This window comes from Leucobacter chromiireducens subsp. chromiireducens, from assembly GCF_016758255.1.
GTDB lineage: Bacteria > Actinomycetota > Actinomycetes > Actinomycetales > Microbacteriaceae > Leucobacter > Leucobacter chromiireducens.
Map to the genome: position 1 here is coordinate 294,998 of NZ_QYAD01000001.1, position 19,791 is coordinate 314,788.

Here is a 19,791-nt window from a genome sequence, read left to right on the forward strand (position 1 = left end):
CATGACGAACAAGGAACAGCACACCCCGGGCTCGGACGACGAGTTCACCGGGAGTGAGGTTCCTGCTGCGGGGTCGGAGGCGAATGCCTCCGGCCCCGAGCCGCAGCAGGAGGACCTCACGGTCGACGACATCCTGAACGCGGAGCAGAGCGATGCCGCTGCGGGCGCGGACGCTGAGGCGGGCGAGGCAGAGAACCCCTACCTGGAGGATCTCCGCCGGCTCACCGCAGAGTACGCGAACTACCGCAAGCGCACCGAGGCAAATGCCGTGCTCGAGAAGCAGCGAGCCATCGCAGCGGCGGTGACCCCGCTCCTGTCGGTGCTCGATGACCTTGATCGGGCCGAGCAGCACGGCGATCTGACCGAGGGCAGCGCTTTCGCGACGATCGGGCAGAAGCTGCGCAGCACACTTGAGCGCTTCGGCCTCTCGAGCTTCGGTGAGAAGGGTGAGCCCTTCGACCCGCAGGTGCACGAGGCCATCGCGCAGGTGCCCGTGCCCGGCACCGAGCAGGACACGGTCCTGGACGTAATCGAGCGGGGGTACCGACTCGGCGATGTTGAGCTGCGCCCCGCCAAGGTAGCGGTGGCGGTGGGGGCAGATGGCTAGTCAGGATTGGCTCGATAAGGACTTCTACCAAATCCTTGGTGTCTCGAAGACGGCGAGCGATGCGGAGCTGAAGAAGACCTACCGCAAGCTCGCACGCACCTATCACCCGGACTCGAATCCGGGCGACGCGGCTGCGGAAGCGAAGTTTAAGGAGATCAGCGAGGCCTACTCGGTGCTCTCCGACGCTGAGCAGCGCGCCGAGTACGATCAGATTCGCGCCATGGGTGCGGGCGGCGCGCGCTTCACCTCCGGTGGCGGCGCGCAAGGCTTCGAGGACGTCTTCGGCGGCATGTTCGGCGGCGGCGGGCGTGGCCAGCAGTACGGCTTCCAGCAGGGCGGCGGCCAGGGCTTCGAGGACATCTTTGGGATGTTTGGCGGAGCGCAGCGCGGCCCCCAGCCGGGACGCGATGTGCAGGCCTCAACGACGCTCGACTTCGAGACTGCCGTGCACGGCAAGACGGTTACTCTCCAGGCGCCGACTGGCACCGTGAAGGTGAAGATCCCGGCTGGCGTGTCCGACGGGCAGAAGATCAAGGTGCGTGGCAAGGGCGAGCCCAGTCCGAACGGCGGGCAGCCAGGGGACATCATCCTCACGGTTGCTGTGCGTAAGCACCCCGTCTTCGAGCGCGAGGGCAACAACCTGCGTCTCAAGCTGCCGATCACCTTCTCCGAGGCGGCACTCGGCGCAACGGTCGAGGTGCCAACGCTGGGCGGCGACCCCGTCAGGCTGAAGGTGCAGCCGGGCACTCCGAGCGGGCGCGTCCTGCGCGTGAAGGGCCGCGGCGTGAAGACCGCCAAGGCGACGGGCGATCTCCTCGCGGAGGTGCAGGTCGTCGTTCCGAGCCACCTTTCCGCGGAGGCGAAGGCAGCGCTTGAAGCCTTCCGTGATGTTGAATCGGATGAAAACCCGCGCGAGGATCTCCTCGCACGTGCACGCAGCTAGCGTGCCGGGCCGGCCGCCACGTGCGGCCGGCCCACTCACACCACCCGGGACGAGAGGACAGCACATCATGGCGACACCCCAGATGGATCGCTTCACGCCCGTTTTTGCGATTGCGGCAGCAGCGGAGCTCGCCGAGATGCATCCCCAGACGCTGCGGCAGTACGACCGCATCGGACTGGTTTCTCCCCAGCGCACGCGCGGGAACACTCGCCGCTACTCGCTGCACGACGTCTCCCGGCTGCGCGAGGTGGCACGGCTGTCGGCCGAGGGCCTGAGCCTTGAGGGCATCCGCCGCGTGTTGCAGCTCGAGGACCGCGTGGAGCAGTTGCAGCACCAAGTGCGCGAACTTGAACGGGCGCTCTCTGAGGAGCGCATGCAGCGACCCGATCGGCGCGTGTTCGCTGCGGGCGGCGCGGGCGGCGAAGTGGTGACCCTCCGCCGGGGCACCCGTGTGCGCCGCAACGCGGAAGTGGTTGTGTGGAAGCCCTAACCGGGGCCGCAGACTTCTTCGCCCGGCTCTCGCGGGAGCCCGACTTTGACGCGGAGGAGCTGCAGGCGCACGACGCGACCGACGAGCTGCTACTCAGCACAGCAGCGGACGAGATCCGCGCGCTGCAGCCGGGTGAGCTCGTGGTGATCGGTGACCGCCACGGCGCGCTCACGCTCGGCGCGGCCGAGCTGCTCGGCGCCCGCGGAATTCGAGTGTTCCAGGACCCGGTGCTCGGCGAGCGCGCGCTGCACCGCAACGCAGAGCGGCTGGGGATCCCGGCCGGCGCTGATGGTGCGTTCGCCTCGCACCCGCTTGATGCGTCGTTGCTCGCTGGGGCACGGCTGGTGCTCGTGCAGTTGCCGCGCGGGCTTGACGCGCTTGACGAGATCGCGTGGTCCATCGCGGCCTGGGCTCACCCCGAGGTGCACGTGTTCGCTGGCGGCCGTGTGAAACACATGACCCTCGCAATGAACGAAGTACTCGGCCGACGCTTCGCCGAGGTGTCCGCGGGCCTCGCCCGACGGAAGTCTCGGGTGCTCACTGCGCGCGCGCCGCTCGCCCCCGACGCGCTCGGCTCGGCGCCGTTCCCACGGTTCGGAGAAGACGCAGATCTTGCGTTCCCCGTCGCGGCCTTCGGCGCAACGTTCGGCGGCCCCACGCTCGACCACGGGAGCCGTCTGCTGCTCTCAGGTCTCGGCAACGTGTCACCCGGCGTGCGGCGCATCGTCGATCTCGGCTGTGGCAACGGTGTGCTCGGGGTCTCGGCCGCCCGCGCGTGGCCGGCCGCCCACGTCATCGCGACCGACCAGTCGGCCGCGGCGCAGCGCGCCACCACACTCACCGCAGATCGCGCGGGTGTGCTCGCCACGGGCTGCGCGCACGGCGCAGACACTGACCCCGCCGGCCTCTGCGTACATCGCGCGGACGCGCTCGAGGCGGTGCCCGATGGCTGGGCGGAACTGATCCTGCTCAATCCGCCGTTTCACACCGGCGCGACAGTGCACGCCGGCGTGGCACACCGGCTCATCGCGGCCTGCACGCGCGCGCTCGCGCCGGGTGGCGAGCTGCGCATCGTGTTCAACTCGCACCTGCGCTATCGCACGCTCGTTGAGCGCGCAATTGGTCCGGCCACGCAGATCGCGCGGGATCGAACGTTTACGGTTCTGTCTGCTCGTGCGCCCGCGCTTGGATCAGGTCGCGCGCGGTAAGCCGGTGCGATCGACTCCCGTAGTCGTCGGGGGTCACACCGGTGATCAGACTGCCTGGTTCAACACTCAGGGCAGTGGCGGGACGCACGAGCGTCTCAACGGTGGGGCTGGAGACCCCACGCTCGATCTTGCCGATAGTGGTCCAATTAATTTCGGAGAGTTCGCCCAAATCTTCCTGCGAAATGCCGAGCTCCAGGCGGACCGCGCGAATCTGCTTGCCGATCTTGGCGGCTGCGGGCGAGTGGATCCTGGACACCTTTCCAGCGTGGACTCATCAGGCATTCATCACCAGAGCGTCAACGCATAGTGAAAAAAGGCCGCATCGCGGTGATGTGGTGCATGCCTGCTTTTCGGGCGTCACGCTGGGCACAATGTGCATCGCGCCTCGGGCACACAGAGCAATAGTCTGGACCCCCTATGACGAATCCGACGCGCACCCTGCTCACGCGGATGGCACCGAGCATCTACGGTCCCACCATCCTCTTCACGCTGGGCCAGAACGCGCTCATGCCGCTCATCCCCGTAATCGCGGTGGGGATGGGCGCGAGCCTCGCGCTGTCCGGGGTCGTCGCGTCGGCGCTCGTTGTCGGCCAGCTGCTCGGCAACCTCCCGGCCGGGTGGGTGGTGTCGCGCGCGGGAGAGCGCATCGCGATGCTTCTTGCGAGTGGGGTGGCGCTGCTTGGGGCCCTGGGGGTGGCGCTCGCACCCACTCCTGGGCTGCTCGGCATCGCCGTGCTGGTGATCGGCTTCGCCGCGGCCACATTCGGGCTCGCGCGGCACTCCTTTATGACGACGCGCGTGCCGGTGACCTTCCGCGCCCGGGCACTCTCGCTTATTGGTGGGTCGCATCGGCTCGGTCGCTTCGCCGGGCCATTCCTCGCGGCGGCGCTCCTCAGCCTCACCGGTTCCGCTACCGCGCCGGTGTGGGCGTTCGTCGTGTGCCTTGCGCTCGTTGCCGCGCTCGTGTGGTTCGCGCCCGATCCCGAGCGGGTGCTCCCGGCCGCACCCGCTCCTTCCCCCGCGGCTGGGGTCGCCGCCGCGCCCACCAGCGTCCGCGCCGCGATTCGCGGGCACAGTGCGCCGCTCCTGCGCGTCGGCGGCTCTGCGGCAGTGCTCTCAGGCCTTCGCACAGTGAAGGATGTGCTGCTGCCGCTCTGGGGTGTCTCGATTGGCCTCGACGCCTCGGCGGTGGCCCTAGTCATGGGAATCTGCGGCACGGTCGACTTCGCACTCTTCTACCTGAGCGGCCAGGTGATGGACCGCTTCGGGCGGCTCTGGGCCGCGCTCCCCGCCACGATTGGCATGGCCGTTGCGTTCGTCACCCTCTCATTTACGCACGAACTGCCGAACGCCGCGGCGTGGCTGATCGGCTGCGCCGTGGTGATTGGCCTCGGCAACGGCCTCTCGAGCGGGATCGTGCTGACGCTTGGCGCGGACCTCGCGCCGCAGGCACACCCCGCCCCATTCCTCTCTGCCTGGCGCACGCTCGTCGATCTCGGCGGCGCGGCCGCCCCGCTCGCCATCTCTGCGCTGGCAGCCACCTCGCTTCCGCTCGCGGCCGGAGCAGTGGGCGCACTCGCGGTGCTCGGCGCCGCCGGCTTTGCGCGCTGGGTGCCCCGGTACATCCCCCGCGCGCGGCCCGGCACCGAGCCGAAACGGCCGCACTGATTCGGCGCATCGATCCCGCGCCGCGTAGCTCCCAGGGGTGAGCTACGGCGCCGAATGCGCGCACTGACGTAGCACCTGGGTACCGACTTCACTCACTTCAGTGCCAGAGAAGCGCCAGAACGGCCGTTCCGGGGCGACTTCGCCCAGCGGGTTGCCTAAACTTGAGCGTGTTCGCCCACCGGCGTTCATCCTCTCCCCGACCGAAGGACTCCCGCACACCGTGAGCACCACTGAGCGTCCGGCCCCGCTTCGCATCCTGATCGGCTGCGACACCTTCCTCCCCGACGTGAACGGCGCAGCCCGTTTCGCTGAGCGCCTTGCCGCTGGCCTCGTCCGCCGGGGCGATGAGGTGCACGTGGTCGCGCCGTCCGTGGGCCACAGCAACACGGGGAGCTTCCTGGAGACCATCGAGGGCGAGCAGATGACCGTGCACCGCTGGGCCAGCTGGCGTTGGTACCCGCACGACTGGCTGCGCTTCGTGTTGCCGTGGCGCGCCCGCGGCTACGCCCGCAAGCTGCTCGACCGCGTGCGCCCCGATGTGATCCACATCCAGTCGCACATCGTGATCGGCCGCGCCCTCGCGAAGGAGGGGGCAAAGCGCGGCATTCGCATCGTGGCGACCAACCACGTGATGCCCGAGAACGTGCTCGATTTCACTCTCTTGCCCGAGCGGGCGAAGCGCCTCTTCGTGCGCTGGGGATGGCGCGACGCCGACCGCGTGCTGCGGCATGCGGCCGAGGTGACCACGCCCACGCGCCGCGCCGCCGACTTCCTCGAGCGCAACACGCACCGCCGCGGGGTGCTGCCGGTGAGCTGCGGCCTGCGCGCTACGGACTACACCGCCGACCTCTCACCGCGCACCGAACACAAGCTCGTGTTCGTCGGCCGCGTGACCCTCGAGAAGGAGATCGACGTGATTTTGCGCGCGATCCCGCTCATGGATCCCGAACTGCGGGTGAGCTTCACGATTGTGGGCGACGGCGATCAGCGCAAGAACCTCGAGAAGCTCGCGGGCGAGCTCGGCATCCGGGATCGTGTGCACTTCACTGGCCGCGTGACGGACGCTGAACTGCGCGCCCACCTCACCGAGGCGAGCGTGTTCGTCATCGCCTCGATCGCCGAGCTGCAGTCGATCGCCACGATGGAGGCGATGGCCTCCGGGCTGCCGATCGTGGCTGCCGACGCGATGGCCCTGCCGCACCTCGTGCACGAGGGCGAGAACGGCTACCTGTTCCAGCCCGGCTACGACCGTGAGCTCGCGGAACGCGTCGAGAAGATCCTGCGCCTCTCGCCCGAGGACTACCGAAAGATGCAGGAAGCCTCGCTCGAGGCGGTTCAGGTGCACGACATCGACCGTACGCTCGACACTTTTGAGGCGCTGTACCGCGGCGAGACCCCCGCGAGCTGATCATGCACGTGCTCGTCGTCACAGACCAGCACCCTGACTCGCTGGGCGGGGTGCAGGTGGCGATCCGGTTGCAGCGCCAGGCTCTGGAGCGCCTGGGGCACCGGGTGACCATCGTGGCCCCCGAGCTGCACCGTGCCGGGTACGAGGTGGCAGAAGCGGATCGCGAGGCGTACCTCGACCTCCCCTCACGTCCCATTACGCGAGATCGTGAGTACGGCATCACCTGGCCCGGCGCACGCACGGACCGGGCGCTTGCCGCGCGGCTCGCACAGCTGCCGCCGGTGGATCTCGTGCACGTGCAGGGCGACTTCTGGGGTGCGATGATCGGGATCCGGGCTGCCCGTGGGCTCCGCGTGCCCATTGTGCACACCATGCACAACCACGTGGACGCGGGCACGCGCGCGGTGACACCGTTCGCCCCCGTCGCGTTCCAGGCGCTGCGTGCGTGGCGCTTCCTCGCGCTCGGGAAGCCGCGCGGCAGCGTATCGCGCAGCTCACGTGGTGCGTGGCGCTTCCTCGCGGAACTCGCCGCGGACGCCGCGGTGGTCACCGCGCCGTCCGCGCACTTTGCCGCGGAGTTGCGCGCGCATTCGGTGACCGCCAACGTGCGGGTTACTCCGGGCGGAGTCGACGACCAGGCAATAGCCGCGGCCCGAGCCGTGCCGCGCGCACCGCGGACGCGCCCGCGCCTCGTGTGGCTCGGGCGAATGAGCCAGGAGAAGCGCATTCTCGAGTTCATCGACGCGATCGCGGAGGCCGACATCGACGCCGACATCGCGCTACACGGCGCCGGGCTGCTGCTGCCGCGCGTGCGCGAGCGGATCGCGGCGCACGGCCTGGGCGATCGCGTGACGATCCCGGGGCCGGTTCCCTACGCGCAGGCGCTCGCCGCGATGCGGGATGCTGATGCCCTGGTGCAGACCTCGATGGGCTTCGAAACCCAGGGGCTCACGCCGTTCGAGGCCGCCGCGCTGGGCACCCCGACGATCTTCTGCGACCCGAACATCGCTGACGATGTCGCGGTGCAGCCGGAGTGGCGCGTACCTGCGGGGAACGTGAGTGCGCTCGCGGACACCCTGCGTGGCGCCGTGGCAGAGCTGCGTGCGGGGCTCAGCGATCCCGATCTGAGGGAAGCCGAGGCCGCTGCGGGCGGATCGTCCGAACGTGCGTCAGCGGGCCCCCTGCGCGTTGCTGAGGCCGATGGGGATCGATTCCTGCAGTCGGCGCAGAGCCGAGTGATGCTCGAGGCGTACGCCGCGGCGCTCGCCGAGCGTGCGTAACCGCCTCGCGGCGAACGAAGTTTAGAAGCGCCAGACGGCGGCCTGGAAGCCGGCGGGGGGCTGCGGCGTCCAGTTCTTCTCCTCGGTCACGAGGCCAGAGCCGCCGGGGCTGTTCGACTGCACGATGGTGAAGGTGCCGTCGTCGTTCACGTCGGTGATGAGGACGGTGTGGACGCCCGTCACCCAGGACGTGGGGGAGCTCGCGTACTCGTACTGAATGATGTCGCCGGGGGCCGCGGTCTCGAGCGTCATGCGGCTCGCGCCCGTGTAGTTGGCCACGGGGTCGCCGCCGCCGGTCCACGCACCGCCACCGGCCTTGATCCAGCGCTGGGCGGACATGATGCACTCACCCGGCTGGCTCCAGCCGGTCGGGCGGCTCGTGCCGATTTCGCTCTCCGCAAGCGCGATCGTCGCGGCAACGTCGAAGCCGTGGGGCACCTGGGCGACCTCTTCGATGTGCAGCACCGAGTCAATGCTCTCACCGGCAAGGCCAGCGCCCGTTGTGTCGAGAGTCTGCGAGACCGTCGTTGCGGGAAGAACCGCCGCGGGAGAAAAATCCTCGACCGGGGGTGCTGCCACCGCGGGAGCGGCTCCCAGCGCGAAGGTGACTGAAGCAACCAAGCTCACAATAAAAGCTTTGGCAGAAACATTCACGCGTTACACTCCGGGGGTTGTCCAACAAAAAGCGCCGGGACTGGGCCCGAGCGCCTCACCCAGTATGCGTTACCGTTCCGTTACGTTCAAGTCTTCCTCCCTCGTTTGAGGGAGTCTGGGCGCGAGTCGTGGGGTGCGATCCCAATGCTCGTAACGATGTTCGCTGCTCAAGAAATTCGCAGGAAAATCCATCGCGGAGGGGGATTTGCGGAGCGAAATCCGGGGGCAAGTAACGAAAAGCGTTGCGTTCCGGGGGCCCATTCGGGGTCTCGGCGCGTGTCTCGCGCCTCGCCGGGGGTGCGCCCGGTTCGGTGGAGCCGCGTGAACACGCTAGACTGGTACGCGCTGGCTTTCGAGCCAGTGAGGAGGATTCGCCTAGCGGCCTATGGCGCACGCCTGGAACGCGTGTTGGGTTCACGCCCTCGGGGGTTCAAATCCCCCATCCTCCGCCACATGAGAAAGCCCCTGCTTCGGCAGGGGCTTTCTGCGTTTCTGCGGCCCACTGGTAAGTGCAGTTGCCGCTCCGGCCTACTCAGGCGTCACCGCTCAACTCGGTGTTCTGCGCGGGGAACTCCGTGCTAAACGACCTCAGCTTAGGTGCCCCAGGTACTCAGGTGTAGCAAAAAGCGCCTAGGGGGCGCGCAAGCCGGGTGTTTGGGCCTGAAGATCGTGTTGCCAAGAAAACTCATGCAGCACGAAGGGAGCCCCGCAGCCAATGCGCGAACGAATTTTCCGTGCGGGAAACCGCAGCCGAGCCGCCAGCTCGGTATCCGCCCGCACGACTCGTCCGCGAGGCCGCGTGCTCGTCGCACTCGCCGCCGCGTTTGCCCTGGCGCTCGCGCCGTTCATGCCCGCCGCTGGCGCGCAGGCGGTGAACTACACCTTTTACCTCAACTCCGCGGATGTCACCGCGAACGCGAAGGACGCGAATCCCGGTGATGGGGTGTGCGCAACCGCAGCCGGCACGTGCACGCTGCGTGCGGCGCTTGAAGAGTCGAACGCGCTGAACCGCGCGCCGGGCGAGATCCTCATTACGCCAGCTGCGGGTTTCACAGGCAACATCGACCCCGTCGCCACGAGCTATCAGTACATGCAGACCGGTGCCGTGTCGAACCAGGACGGCGGTGCGCATTTTCTCGTGACGGCGCCAGTCACTATCGATCTCAAGAATGAAGTGACCGTTGAAGCCACACGGGACCTTGGTGGCGCGCTCTTCCACGTCAATGGGAAGAACATCGTCTTCCAGAACGTGACGCAGGTGCTCTCCGGTGAGTCCTCATTCGTCATGGGCCCGAACGCCGATGGCGTCACGATCGACGGCGGCTCCTCGGTCACTCAAGCCCACTACGGCCCCGAGCGCTTCATCGTCTTCCGCGAGGGATCGAAGAACATCACGGTGAAGAACTATCGCGTGCAGGGATTCTATGATGCGGGCACCGCGACGGGCCTCTTCTACTTCAACGCGCAGAACTCGACCCCGATCGAGAATGTTGTGATCGACAACGTGCGAGTGTCGTACACGACCGGTGGCTCCTGTACCGCAAGCGACGGCTCGGGCTGCCGCACGAGCCTCATGCAGTTCCTGCCCCGCAACCAGAACGTGGTGCTGAACGGCTTCACATTCACGAATTCCTTTGTTTCGAACCTCACGAGCCAGGTCTCCTTCCCGTTTACCACGGGTACGGCGACGGGCTACAGCGTGAAGGCGTCGAACATCAACATCTCGAACAACGAGTTCATCAATGTGCAGGGAACCGGTGGGCTGAGTTACACGAACGCTTTCATCGCGCTGCCGTACGGACCGATGGCCGGCACGAACGTGATCTCCGGCAACAAGTTCGTGCGTGCCACGAGCGGACACGGGTATGCGGTGAGCTGGAACGGAAACACCACGAGCGGTAGCGCCGGAGACCTCACGGTCGCGAACAACTACTTCAACGGGTACACCACGAACTCGATCTACCTGCAGAATGCGGGCGATGTGAGCGTCGAGCGCAACACCTTCGGTGCACGAAGTGCATCGCAGGGGCGCCCCGGAACCCTCGAGGAGACCCGTGACGGCTCGAGTGCGCTGCTCGACAACCAGTCAAACGCGAATGGGCGGGTGACCACGTGGTACCCGAATGCAGATGCGAAGGTACTCACCGCAGAAGCACCCGCGGGCTCCATCCAGGTGGAATCCCCGCTGCCCGAGGACGTGCCCGCCTGTGTGGCCACGCTCGACGCGGTCGCGCCAACCGACGGCCCGTTCCCCGCGGCGAAGGTCGACCTTGATCTGTACTGGACCCAGGATCGCACCGCCGAGGTGTACCTCGGTCGTGTCGAGAACGTGACAGGCTCCTCCGCGAAGCTGCTGCTCGACCTGCCGGTCGGCCCGCAGGAGTTCCCGTCCACGGTTGTGGGCAACACGGACACCGCGACGATCGTTGACGCAGACACCGGCGTCGCCGGCGGCTACATCCGCATGCAGACGATCGGCAGCGACACGCGCCAGTCATCGCAGTACTCGCGCATGGTGGGCTTCAGCGGAAGCTGCCGCCCGGAACTGACGATCAACCAGAAGACCGGGCAGAACGACCCGACGCTGGCCCGCGACCTGCACTACACCGTGAAGTCGTCGCTGCCGCTGAACCCCGATTCGGTGACCGCTGCGGTGGTCGACGTCACCGCGGCCTCGGTCCCGGAGACGATCGACGCAGGCCGACTGAACCCGCGCAGCGTGAGCGTCACCCCCGTGGCCGGCACCGCTGATCGTGAGTTCGAGGTGATCGCACGAGTCGATGACTCCGCGAAGGTCACCGCGGGCATCGCGGCAGATCGTGTGCGCAGCACGGGCGGTCTCACGAACCGTGCGGCGGCGGCAAGCACCGACCCGGACATCACGTTCCGGAACCCGATTTCGGTGAAGCCCGGCTCGTTCACCCTGGTGACGGGCGAGCCCGACGGCAAGCAGTATGGCTTCTCGCTTGCGGCGGGTGCCCCTGCCCCGAGCAAGGAGCTCAGCTTCGCAGCAACGCCTGATCAGGCCGCCACGGACAACGCCGTTGAGCTGTCCAGCCCGACCGCAACGATTGGTGTGGGCGAGACCACCTCGACCAAGATCCGTGTGACGGCGGGCGCCGGCGACGTGCAGGCGAACACGCCCGTCACGGTCGCGCACACCGTGGCGTCCGACGACACGAACTACGACGGGCTCGTCGTGAACACCCTCCTCGTGAAGCTGTTCTCGACCGATCCCTCGGTGAAGATCACCAAGCGTGCCTTCGTGGACGTCTCCGACACCAGCACGCCTGCGCAAATCATGGCGACGGGAACCGAGGCCCTGCCCGGCACGCGACTCATGGACGGCCAGCCGGTCTGCTTCATCTACGAGGTGGCAAACATCTCGGCTGATGACTGGGCGACGGTGCTGAGCGATGTCACCGTGACCGATACCGACACCCGCCTCGGCGAGGATGGCGTCATCGGCACCGTCGCGAAGCTGCCAGTCGGCGAGAGTACTCGCCTCTCCGCGTGCGGCTCACTGATCCCCGTCGACACGACTTCTGGGGCCGCCCGATGACTTCCACAGAACCCACGCGGCCCCGTGCCGCGAGACGCCGGGGCCTCAGCGCCCGCACCAAGCTGATCGCCAGCGCGAGCCTCGCGACGGTCGGTGTGCTGGCCGCAGCCAGCATGGCCACCGCGCTCTGGAACGCGGAGCACAGCGTCTCGGGTGCTCGCCTCACCGCGGGTGACCTGAACGTGAGCTACGGCTCGGGCACCTGGAAGCAGGTCACCCCCGGAGTCACCACTCCCGCGGGCGGCACGCTCGCGGGGGGCACCGACGGTTTCCATTCGATGCCCGGTGATGTCGTTGAGATGATCGTGCCGATTACCACCACCCTCCGTGGTGAGAACCTGAACGCGACGCTCTCGGTCGAGACCGGAGCTGGCGCAGCGCAGGACATTGCAAACGGAGTCGTGAAGGCAAGCTACCGCGTTGAGGACGCCTCGGGTACCCCGGTGGCACCCGCCACGGGCGAGGCTGAGCTGGGCACCCCGGTTGAGGTTCCCGGCCTGGTCAGCAGCAACGCTGGCGAGGTTGCAAACTGGACGGTCGTCGTGACGGTGACCGTGCTCGGCGACTACCGCTGGACGGAGCTCGAGCCGATGCTCGATCTCGACCGGTGGGCGATCGACGGCGTGAGCGTGACGCTCGACCAGGTGCGCTCAGGCGACGGCTATGCCGCCGCACGCGACGGCTTCGCTCATGTGAGCGCAGCCTCATGAGGACGCGTACTCGAACCCTGATCACCGGCGGCCTGGTTGTCGCGCTGCTCGGTGGCGCGCTTGCCGCAAGTGCGCTCTGGAGCGCCGGTACCGACGCGGACGTTCCCGATGTCGCCATCGGCGCGGTCCGCTTCGGCGCAGCGTCCGACGCCAAACCGGAGCGCGTGTTCTCGGACGGTGGCGCCCCCGTAGCCGTGACGATTCCCGGAAAGACGGTGATCGGGGTGCTCGAGCAGACCACCATCGACGCCGATCCTGTGATCTGGCGCTTCACCGCGAGCGGAGCTGCGCTCGGCATCGCTGGCCTGAACTACACCGTTGCGGTGAAGGAACAGGCAGGCGATGGCGGCACGCACGATCTGAGCTCGGGCTACGCCCAGCCGGGCACCGTGCTCGCGCTGTCCACGCTCAAGGTGTACCCAGCGGGGGCCGGCAGCGACTGCTCCGCGATCCCCGCCACGCCCGCGCCCGCACCGGGCGAGGACCCTCGCAACGTGCACGTGTTCGATGCCAGTGACGTGGAGCTGCAGGCCGCGGGCGCCGCGCTCACGGGTGTGGAGAGCACCCAGGAGTGGTGCGTGGCAATCGACTGGAACTCCGTGGGCGACGGGACGTACGTCAACGATGTGCGTGTCACGAGCACCGCGGAGGACGGCAGCTCGAACGGCGCGGTCGCGCGCTGGAACGCTGACGTGGGCTACCCACCCGCGCTCGAGCAGCTTGGCGTATACCGCAACCGTGCCTCGGTTGAAGCCACCGCGGAGGACACCACCCAAGCCCGCGCCACGAGTGAGTGGCAGGCGGACATCTACCCCGATCCTTCTGGCGAGCCAGGTGTCGTGATCACCCTCGATCCGATCGTGACGAACCAGAACCCCGACATCGCACCCCGCGACTAGGTCCCCAACCCCCAATACCCCCCCACCTGACCCTGACGACGAGCGCCGCCACGGTCCCCTTCCCCCAGCGCTCACCCCCAAGGAGAAACACCATGACGAACACCAACAACGACCAGATCATCGTCGTCACGGAGCAGAAGAAGCGCCGCCGCGGTCTGATGTGGGTCGCAGCGGGCGCCGCGGCGCTCCTCGCGGGCGGCACGACCTTCGCGCTGTGGTCAGCCTCGGACACGTTCTCCGGCGGCAACATCACCGCCGGCGACCTCAACATCGTGCAGCTCGAGGACACCTCGTTCTGGGACGTGTCGAACGACCGTAAGGACGCAACCGAGACCGTCGGCGCGACCGACGGCTCGCAGCTCGGCCACGAGATCGCTGATGTGAACACCTGGCGCATCGCCCCCGGCGACAAGCTCGCGGCATCGTTCGAGACCACCGCAACGCTCGACGGTGACAACCTGGTTGCTCGCGTCGGCATCGACGGCCTGCAGAACTACGATGAGGCCATCACCGGCATCAGCTACAGCTACGAGGTCTACTACGGCGACGAGCTGCTCGTCACCGAGACCGCGCTGCCCAAGACCGCTGACTCGCCGCTGCTCTACCTCTCGGCACCCGGCGCAGGCCAGGCAGCCGGCCTCGAGGACGCGACGAACGGCATTCTCGGCTCGACCGCAACCGCTGTTGACGGCGTCACCGCGCAGACCGCCGTGTTCGGCATGCCCGCAACCTCGGTCGACCTGAACGTGGTCATCTACGCCTCCTTCTACGAAGACACGAACGGCGACTTCCGTTACCAGGACACCGACGTGACCGTGACCGACCGCACCGACGTCACGCTGGTTGACGCGCTGAGCGAGCTCACCGTCTCGCTGTCGCAGGTCCGCGACACCGGCGCCCAGTTCGGCGCGTAAGTTCGCCGCAGCCGCGCTGCATCGCGGCACCGGGGGCGCCTGGTGACACACCGGGCGCCCCCACCCCAAACTTTTCTCCATCAGATCCCCCAGCGAGAGGAACTCCACCGTGAGCCGCACGCACGCCCCCAAGCCTGGCCGGAGCGTGCGCCGGGCAGCGCGTGCCGACTGGTACGAGTCTCCCTGGCGCATCGCCGGCCGCGCGATCGGCGCCGCCGCAGCCATCGTGGTGATTGCGGCGCTCGCCGCGCTCCTCGTTGTGCCGCGCCTCCTCGGGGGTGACTCGCTCACCGTGCTCTCCGGCTCGATGGAGCCCACCTTCTCGCCCGGCGATGTCGTGGTGGTGAAGGGGGTCGACGAGGGCAAGGTCTGCTCCGAGGTCGGAGTGGGCGACATCGTCACCTTCTTCCCCGAGCCGAACGACCCCGCCCTGATCACGCACCGCGTCATCGGCAAGACGGTCGGCACCTTCGAGGACGGCACGAGCTGCCGCCTCATCACGCAGGGTGACGCGAACTCCGATGTCGACGAGCCGATCTCACCCGCACAGGTGCGCGGCAAGTTCCTCTACGGTGTGCCGGGTCTCGGCTGGGTGCGCCAGTGGGCGAGCGAGAACACGGGCATCCTCATCGCCGGCGCGGCCGCGCTCATTGTGGGCGGCTGGCTGCTGAGCGGACTCCGCCGCCCGAAGAGCACAGTTGTGACCATCCCGCGCGTCGCGGAGACGTCCCCCGCACTGGTGGCTGGGCCGAGTGGCGCTCAGCTGGCCAGCCCTGCCGCGCAAGCGACGGCCGCTCCGCACGCGCGGCACGAGGCGATTGCGAGCAGCGATCCTCATCCACCAACTTCAGATCGCGAGTACCAACTGCGTCAGCGCGAACTTGAACTTCGCGAGCGTGAGCTTGAACTCCGTGAGCGCGAGCTCACCTTTGCCCAGGAGCGCCGGGACGACTGGCCCGACGCGTTCCTCCACGACGTCACCTCATCCAAGCGAAGCGAGGCCTGATCCATGCGAACCTTCGAACACGTTGCCGCGCCGGCACGGGTGCTCACGGTCGACTCCTCAGACGGGCTGTCGACTCGCGGCCGGATCATCGCCGGCTTCCTCACGGTGCTCCTGTTGCTCGGCCTGGGCGTGGGGCTCGCCTTCGCGGATGCGCTCCCCACGCTGGGCGGCCGAGCGAATACCAGTGGCGCGGCGGCGAGCCCGGATCCCGAGCGAAAGGGGCTGTCGCGAGCTGACGCGTCGACGGCCGCCGGCACCGAGGTGCTCCCTGCGAGCGTGGTCACCGCGCAGTGGGACGGCCCCGCCGTGCACCTCGACTGGACCGGCGCCGAGTACGCCCGGGCCGAGACCACCTTCATTGGCGACCGCACGGCCTCTCCGGGTGACCGCGTTGAGCGCACGCTCAACGTTGTGAACGCTGGGCCTGGCGCGGGCGTTGCCGCGGTGACGCTCGACCTCGCCGAAGTGATTCCACCCGGAGCCGCGAACCCGCGGCTCGCCGAAGACGTCACCCTGTTCTGGAACATCGGCGGTGTGACGGGCAGCGACACGTTCGCAGCGCTCAACTCGGCAGACCGCGTGAGCGTCGCCGAGCTCGCGATCCCCGCGGGCGAGACCGTCCCGGTGACCGTCGGCTTCGCCATGGATGCGGCCGTTGAGGGATCGCGCTCGGCTGGCGGGGACTCCACGATCCTCAGCTTCGACGTGGGCGTCAACCTCACGGGCGAGACCGCGCCGCCAGAGACCCCCAAGCTCGCCATCACGGGTGCGACCGGAATCCTCGCACTGATCTGCATCGCCGGGGCACTCATCTTGCTGGGCATCCTGCTCGTCGTACTCCGGCGTCGCCGCGACACCCGCGAGGACGCAGAAATCTCGGAGTCATTCCCCGGCTGATGCCCAGATCGGGTCCGTAGGCTCGGCCCCATGACTGATCCCTATGCGCAAGACGCAGCGCGCGCGCAGCGACTCAGCCGCGGGGTCGGGCGTTTCATGCACCGGTGGCGAGAGCGGATTCGCCGCCGCCCGTGGCTGAACGTCCTGTACCGCGTACTCGTCACCGTGCTGGGGCTCGCCATCGTGGTGATTGGTCTCATCCTGGTGCCGCTGCCCGGGCCTGGCTGGCTCATCGTCTTCCTGGGACTCACCCTGCTCGGCACCGAGTATTCCTGGGCGCGCCGGATGCTTGGCTGGCTGCGCCGCGTGCTGGCCCGGTTCTGGGAGCGCTGGAACGCGTGGCGGGCGGAGCGCCGGGCGCGACGCGAGGAACGCGATCGTGCGGCGGGCAGCGCCGCGGTCTCCTAGACAGCGCAGATACACCACAGGGCAGGGCCCGAACCTTGGTTCGGGCCCTGCCCTGTGGTGTGCGATCTCGCGTGCGTTGTTACTTGATGAACGGCACGTTGAAGATGAAGCCGGGCTGCTCGCCGCGACGGTATCCCTCGGGGGCCTTCGCCGCCGCGATGATGTGGAAGATGAAGAGCACGAAGGAGCCGATGCCGAGGATCACGGCGAGGAAGCCGCCAATGAAGGGCAGCGCACCGAGAATCCAGGTTGCGATGCCGACGCCGACACGCAGCAGCGAGAAGTTGAGGTTCTCGCGGTGGTACGCGAACGACGCCGCGTGGCCCTTGTCTTTCTCAACGAAGAAGAAGATCAGCGCGGGGATCCAGATGAAGAACACCGACAGCCAGTAGTTCAGCGTGATGTTGCTCACCGGGTCGCCCACGGGCTGCTGGTAGCCGTAGGGCGCCTGCGGGGCGCCGGGGGGCGGCGCCTGGTACTGGCCCGCTGCGGGCGGAGCCTGGTACTGGGGGGGCGCCGTACTGCGGCGCTGCCGGAGCCTGAGGGGCTGCGGGTGCCTGGTACTGCGGCGCGGCAGGTGCCTGCGGGAACTGGGGCGCCTGGGGCACCTCGGGCGCCGCGGGCGCCTGGGGCACCTCGGGCGCCTCGGACTGCGGTGCCGCGGGAACCTCGGGTGCTGCGGGGACCTCAGGGACCGCGGGCGCGGCTACCTGCTCAGCAGACGTTTCCGCGTTCGGCTGGCCGTCCTGTCCCTCGGGGGGCAGCGTGCTCATGTCGATCTCCTCTGTGCGTACGAACTGGGTACGAGATTACCGCAGGCTGGCGAACGCACGGTAGCTTCCTCGGCGAACTCTCGGTGCCGAGCGGTCACATGCAGTGGGCGCGGAAGCCTCCGTGCGAAGCGAATCCTGCCTAGAACACGTCCGGGCTCGGCGCCGCAGTGTGCAGGATCGACACGTCGGCGTGGCGGTCGAAGCGGTAGCCCGTGCCGCGCACCGTGCGCACGATGTCCTGGTACTGAGCCAGCTTCACGCGCAGGCGGCGGATGTGCACGTCGATCGTGCGCTCACTCGGGGTGTCCTCCTCAGGGGCGTCCTGCCAGAGCGACGAGATGAGCTCCTCGCGGCTGACCGTGCGGCCCTCGCGCAGCACGAGGTACTGCAGCAGCTCGAACTCGCGGAACGTGAGCGCTGCGGGAACGTTGTCGAGCAGTACGCGCTTGCGGGACAGATCGAGCGTGACGCCGCTTGCGGCGCGATCCTGCTCTGCTGCTTCGTGTTGCTTCTGGCGGGCGTGCGCTGCCGGATCGCCGAGCGCGAGGCGCACGACGTCTACGTCGCGGCCACCGGTCTGCTCGGGCGCGAGCGCCACGGCAGCGTAGGTCTCCGCGGTGGGGGCGAGCTGGGCGACGAGGCGCTTGATCTGCGTGACGATCTCGCCGAGGCGGGGATCGCCGTCTGCGATCTTGTCATCCGCGAGCCCAACGTAGAGCGCGAAGCCGCGCACCTCGGTGCCCTCGGGCACGTTGCGGTCGGGCGTTGCCGGCGCGGGGAGTGCCGAGGTGAGGTCGGGGCGGGCGCTGCGGAGAGTCTGGGTGGTGCTCATGATGATGATGTCCTTGAGTGCTGTCACTCCGCGTTCGCGGAGCGGGCCTCTGCTTCGATGCGGAGGCGGTGAGTGCGGGTGAGCGCTGGGGCCGTGTGGCTCAGTGCTCAGGGGAGGCGACGGGCTCGATCTCGAGCTGGCCGCAGGTGAAGACGCGTTTCAGAAGCGGTTCACATGCACATTCGACAGCGCATGACACCCCGACCGGCCATCATCATGCCGGTCTGCCCAATGTTCACCTCGAAGGCGGACTGGGGACGAATGGTGTCATACATAAGGGACAGTTAAGCAAAGCATTGCGCCGGGTGTCAACCCGTGACGAAATATGACGCCCCGTGACGTGCCGGCGGGGCCGGTCGTCACGGGGCGTCAGGAGACTGGTGGGGCTGCGCGCTATGCGGTGCCGTAGAGCCGGTCGCCCGCGTCGCCGAGGCCGGGAACGATGTACGCGTGTTCGTCAAGGCCCTCGTCGAGTGCGCCGAGCACGAGCGTCACCTTGCGGTCGCCAGCGGCCTCGCGGATCGCCTCAACACCCTCAGGGGTGCCGAGCACGCAGATCGCGGTGACGTCGTCCGCACCGCGATCGAACAGGAACTTGATGGCGCCTGCGAGCGAACCGCCCGTCGCGAGCATCGGGTCGAGCACGAAGCACTGGCGGCCCGCGAGCGACTCGGGGAGGCGCTCGGCGTACGTGGTGGGGAGCAGCGTCTCCTCGTCGCGCACCATGCCGAGGAAGCCGACCTCAGCGGTGGGGACGAGCTTCACCATGCCCTCGAGCATGCCGAGACCCGCGCGCAGGATGGGCACGATGAGCGGCAGCGGCTCGCTCAGGCGCACACCCGTGGTGGGCGACACTGGGGTCTGGATCTCGTGGGGCTCGACGCGCACCTCGCGCGTGGCCTCGTAGGCAAGGAGCGTCATGAGCTCCTCGATGAGGAGGCGGAAGGTGGGCTGCGGCGTTTTCGCGTCGCGGAGCACCGTCAGCTTGTGGGTGATCAGGGGATGGTCCGCAACGAAAACTCGCATGCGCCTATTCTAATGTCGTGCCCACCATCCCTCCATCACCCGCGGAGATCTCCGCGATGGAACTCGCGCTCGCTGAGGCCCGCGCGGCAGCTGCCGACGGCGAAATTCCGGTCGGCGCGGTCGTGCTGGGGCCGGATGGTGCGGTGCTCGGCACGGGACGCAACGCGCGTGAATCAGATCCGGATCCTACGGGGCACGCCGAGATCATCGCCATTCGGGCGGCGGCGCGCGCGCTGGGAGACCGGGTGCTGTCGGGCTGCACGCTGGTGGTCACACTGGAGCCCTGCACGATGTGCGCGGGCGTGATCCTTGCGGCGCGCCTGCCGCGCGTGGTGTTTGGTGCGTGGGACGAGAAGGCGGGCGCGGTCGGCAGCCAGTACGATCTGCTGCGCGACGGCCGGCTGCCCCACCCGGTACCCGAGGTCGTCGCAGGCGTACGGGAGGCCGAGTCGGTGGAGCTGCTGCGCGCATTCTTCGCGGCCCGCCGCTAGCCCGCCGCCTCCCCG

At 68.3% G+C, this 19,791-nt stretch carries 20 protein-coding genes and 1 tRNA gene; 16 read left to right on the plus strand and 5 right to left on the minus strand.

The window, feature by feature from the left end; all coding sequences use genetic code 11:
* The first annotated feature begins 1 nt into the window (after nt 1).
* The 4 genes from D3226_RS01390 to D3226_RS01405 all read left to right on the plus strand — a co-directional run bounded on the left by D3226_RS01390 (nt 2) and on the right by D3226_RS01405 (nt 3,248).
* On the plus strand, nt 2-607 hold the full coding sequence (locus D3226_RS01390; RefSeq protein WP_202380641.1) for a nucleotide exchange factor GrpE: 606 nt from the start codon (nt 2-4) through the stop codon (nt 605-607).
* Nucleotides 600-1,550, plus strand: coding sequence for a DnaJ C-terminal domain-containing protein (locus D3226_RS01395; protein WP_202380642.1), 951 nt, complete (start codon nt 600-602; stop codon nt 1,548-1,550). The genes D3226_RS01390 and D3226_RS01395 overlap by 8 nt, the downstream gene beginning before the upstream one ends.
* Nucleotides 1,551-1,617: 67 nt before the next feature.
* Nucleotides 1,618-2,040 (plus strand): heat shock protein transcriptional repressor HspR, encoded by a 423-nt coding sequence (locus D3226_RS01400; RefSeq protein WP_237462171.1) that lies wholly within the window; start codon nt 1,618-1,620, stop codon nt 2,038-2,040.
* A complete protein-coding gene (locus tag D3226_RS01405; RefSeq protein ID WP_202380643.1) occupies nt 2,028-3,248 on the plus strand; it encodes a methyltransferase in 1,221 nt (406 codons plus the stop codon). Before D3226_RS01400 ends, D3226_RS01405 begins: the two co-directional genes overlap by 13 nt.
* Here the strand turns inward: D3226_RS01405 and D3226_RS01410 are convergent.
* The gene (locus tag D3226_RS01410) at nt 3,196-3,504 is read right to left on the minus strand and encodes a helix-turn-helix domain-containing protein (RefSeq protein WP_202380644.1); all 309 of its coding nucleotides are present in this window, start codon (nt 3,502-3,504) and stop codon (nt 3,196-3,198) included. The two genes, D3226_RS01405 and D3226_RS01410, sit on opposite strands and share 53 nt — an antisense overlap.
* A gap of 161 nt (nt 3,505-3,665) precedes the next feature.
* On the opposite strand from D3226_RS01410, the gene D3226_RS01415 reads away from it, so the two are divergent.
* The 3 genes from D3226_RS01415 (at nt 3,666) to D3226_RS01425 (ending at nt 7,604) form a co-directional block, all read left to right on the plus strand.
* Nucleotides 3,666-4,916, plus strand: coding sequence for an MFS transporter (locus D3226_RS01415; protein WP_202380645.1), 1,251 nt, complete (start codon nt 3,666-3,668; stop codon nt 4,914-4,916).
* 220 nt (nt 4,917-5,136) lie between these two features.
* Nucleotides 5,137-6,324, plus strand: coding sequence for a glycosyltransferase (locus D3226_RS01420; protein ID WP_202380646.1), 1,188 nt, complete (start codon nt 5,137-5,139; stop codon nt 6,322-6,324).
* Between the two features lie 2 nt (nt 6,325-6,326).
* On the plus strand, nt 6,327-7,604 hold the full coding sequence (locus tag D3226_RS01425) for a glycosyltransferase (protein WP_202380647.1): 1,278 nt from the start codon (nt 6,327-6,329) through the stop codon (nt 7,602-7,604).
* Nucleotides 7,605-7,625: 21 nt separating this feature from the next.
* On the opposite strand, the gene D3226_RS01430 is transcribed toward D3226_RS01425, so the two are convergent.
* Nucleotides 7,626-8,231: a CHAP domain-containing protein gene (locus D3226_RS01430; RefSeq protein WP_337248863.1), complete on the minus strand. Its 606-nt coding sequence runs from the start codon at nt 8,229-8,231 to the stop codon at nt 7,626-7,628.
* Nucleotides 8,232-8,622: 391 nt separating this feature from the next.
* Here D3226_RS01430 and D3226_RS01435 point away from each other — a divergent pair.
* The 8 genes from D3226_RS01435 to D3226_RS01470 all read left to right on the plus strand — a co-directional run bounded on the left by D3226_RS01435 (nt 8,623) and on the right by D3226_RS01470 (nt 16,654).
* Nucleotides 8,623-8,710: transfer RNA gene (locus D3226_RS01435), tRNA-Ser, on the plus strand.
* A gap of 263 nt (nt 8,711-8,973) precedes the next feature.
* Nucleotides 8,974-11,820 carry a right-handed parallel beta-helix repeat-containing protein gene (locus tag D3226_RS01440; RefSeq protein WP_202380649.1) on the plus strand — a complete coding sequence of 949 codons (2,847 nt, stop codon included), beginning with the start codon at nt 8,974-8,976 and terminating at the stop codon, nt 11,818-11,820.
* Nucleotides 11,817-12,530, plus strand: coding sequence for a hypothetical protein (locus D3226_RS01445; RefSeq protein WP_202380650.1), 714 nt, complete (start codon nt 11,817-11,819; stop codon nt 12,528-12,530). The genes D3226_RS01440 and D3226_RS01445 overlap by 4 nt, the downstream gene beginning before the upstream one ends.
* On the plus strand, nt 12,527-13,429 hold the full coding sequence (locus D3226_RS01450) for a hypothetical protein (RefSeq protein WP_202380651.1): 903 nt from the start codon (nt 12,527-12,529) through the stop codon (nt 13,427-13,429). The genes D3226_RS01445 and D3226_RS01450 overlap by 4 nt, the downstream gene beginning before the upstream one ends.
* A 92-nt stretch (nt 13,430-13,521) precedes the next feature.
* On the plus strand, nt 13,522-14,343 hold the full coding sequence (locus D3226_RS01455; protein WP_202380652.1) for an alternate-type signal peptide domain-containing protein: 822 nt from the start codon (nt 13,522-13,524) through the stop codon (nt 14,341-14,343).
* A gap of 109 nt (nt 14,344-14,452) precedes the next feature.
* On the plus strand, nt 14,453-15,349 hold the full coding sequence (locus tag D3226_RS01460; protein ID WP_202380653.1) for a signal peptidase I: 897 nt from the start codon (nt 14,453-14,455) through the stop codon (nt 15,347-15,349).
* Between the two features lie 3 nt (nt 15,350-15,352).
* Entirely contained in the window at nt 15,353-16,246 is an 894-nt protein-coding gene (locus D3226_RS01465; protein WP_202380654.1) for a hypothetical protein, read from the plus strand.
* Between the two features lie 30 nt (nt 16,247-16,276).
* Nucleotides 16,277-16,654 carry a TIGR02611 family protein gene (locus tag D3226_RS01470; protein ID WP_237462172.1) on the plus strand — a complete coding sequence of 126 codons (378 nt, stop codon included), beginning with the start codon at nt 16,277-16,279 and terminating at the stop codon, nt 16,652-16,654.
* Nucleotides 16,655-16,733: 79 nt separating this feature from the next.
* Here the strand turns inward: D3226_RS01470 and D3226_RS01475 are convergent, their stop codons facing one another.
* The 3 genes from D3226_RS01475 to upp form a co-directional block, all read right to left on the minus strand.
* Nucleotides 16,734-17,066 carry a magnetosome magnetite crystal formation protein family gene (locus D3226_RS01475; protein ID WP_202380655.1) on the minus strand — a complete coding sequence of 111 codons (333 nt, stop codon included), beginning with the start codon at nt 17,064-17,066 and terminating at the stop codon, nt 16,734-16,736.
* A 500-nt stretch (nt 17,067-17,566) separates the two neighbouring features.
* Nucleotides 17,567-18,259 (minus strand): winged helix-turn-helix domain-containing protein, encoded by a 693-nt coding sequence (locus D3226_RS01485; protein WP_202380656.1) that lies wholly within the window; start codon nt 18,257-18,259, stop codon nt 17,567-17,569.
* 393 nt (nt 18,260-18,652) lie between these two features.
* Nucleotides 18,653-19,285, minus strand: coding sequence for a uracil phosphoribosyltransferase (gene upp, locus D3226_RS01490; RefSeq protein ID WP_025133306.1), 633 nt, complete (start codon nt 19,283-19,285; stop codon nt 18,653-18,655).
* A 56-nt stretch (nt 19,286-19,341) separates the two neighbouring features.
* On the opposite strand from upp, the gene D3226_RS01495 reads away from it, so the two are divergent.
* Nucleotides 19,342-19,776, plus strand: coding sequence for a nucleoside deaminase (locus tag D3226_RS01495; protein WP_202381482.1), 435 nt, complete (start codon nt 19,342-19,344; stop codon nt 19,774-19,776).
* Nucleotides 19,777-19,791 lie beyond the last annotated feature (15 nt).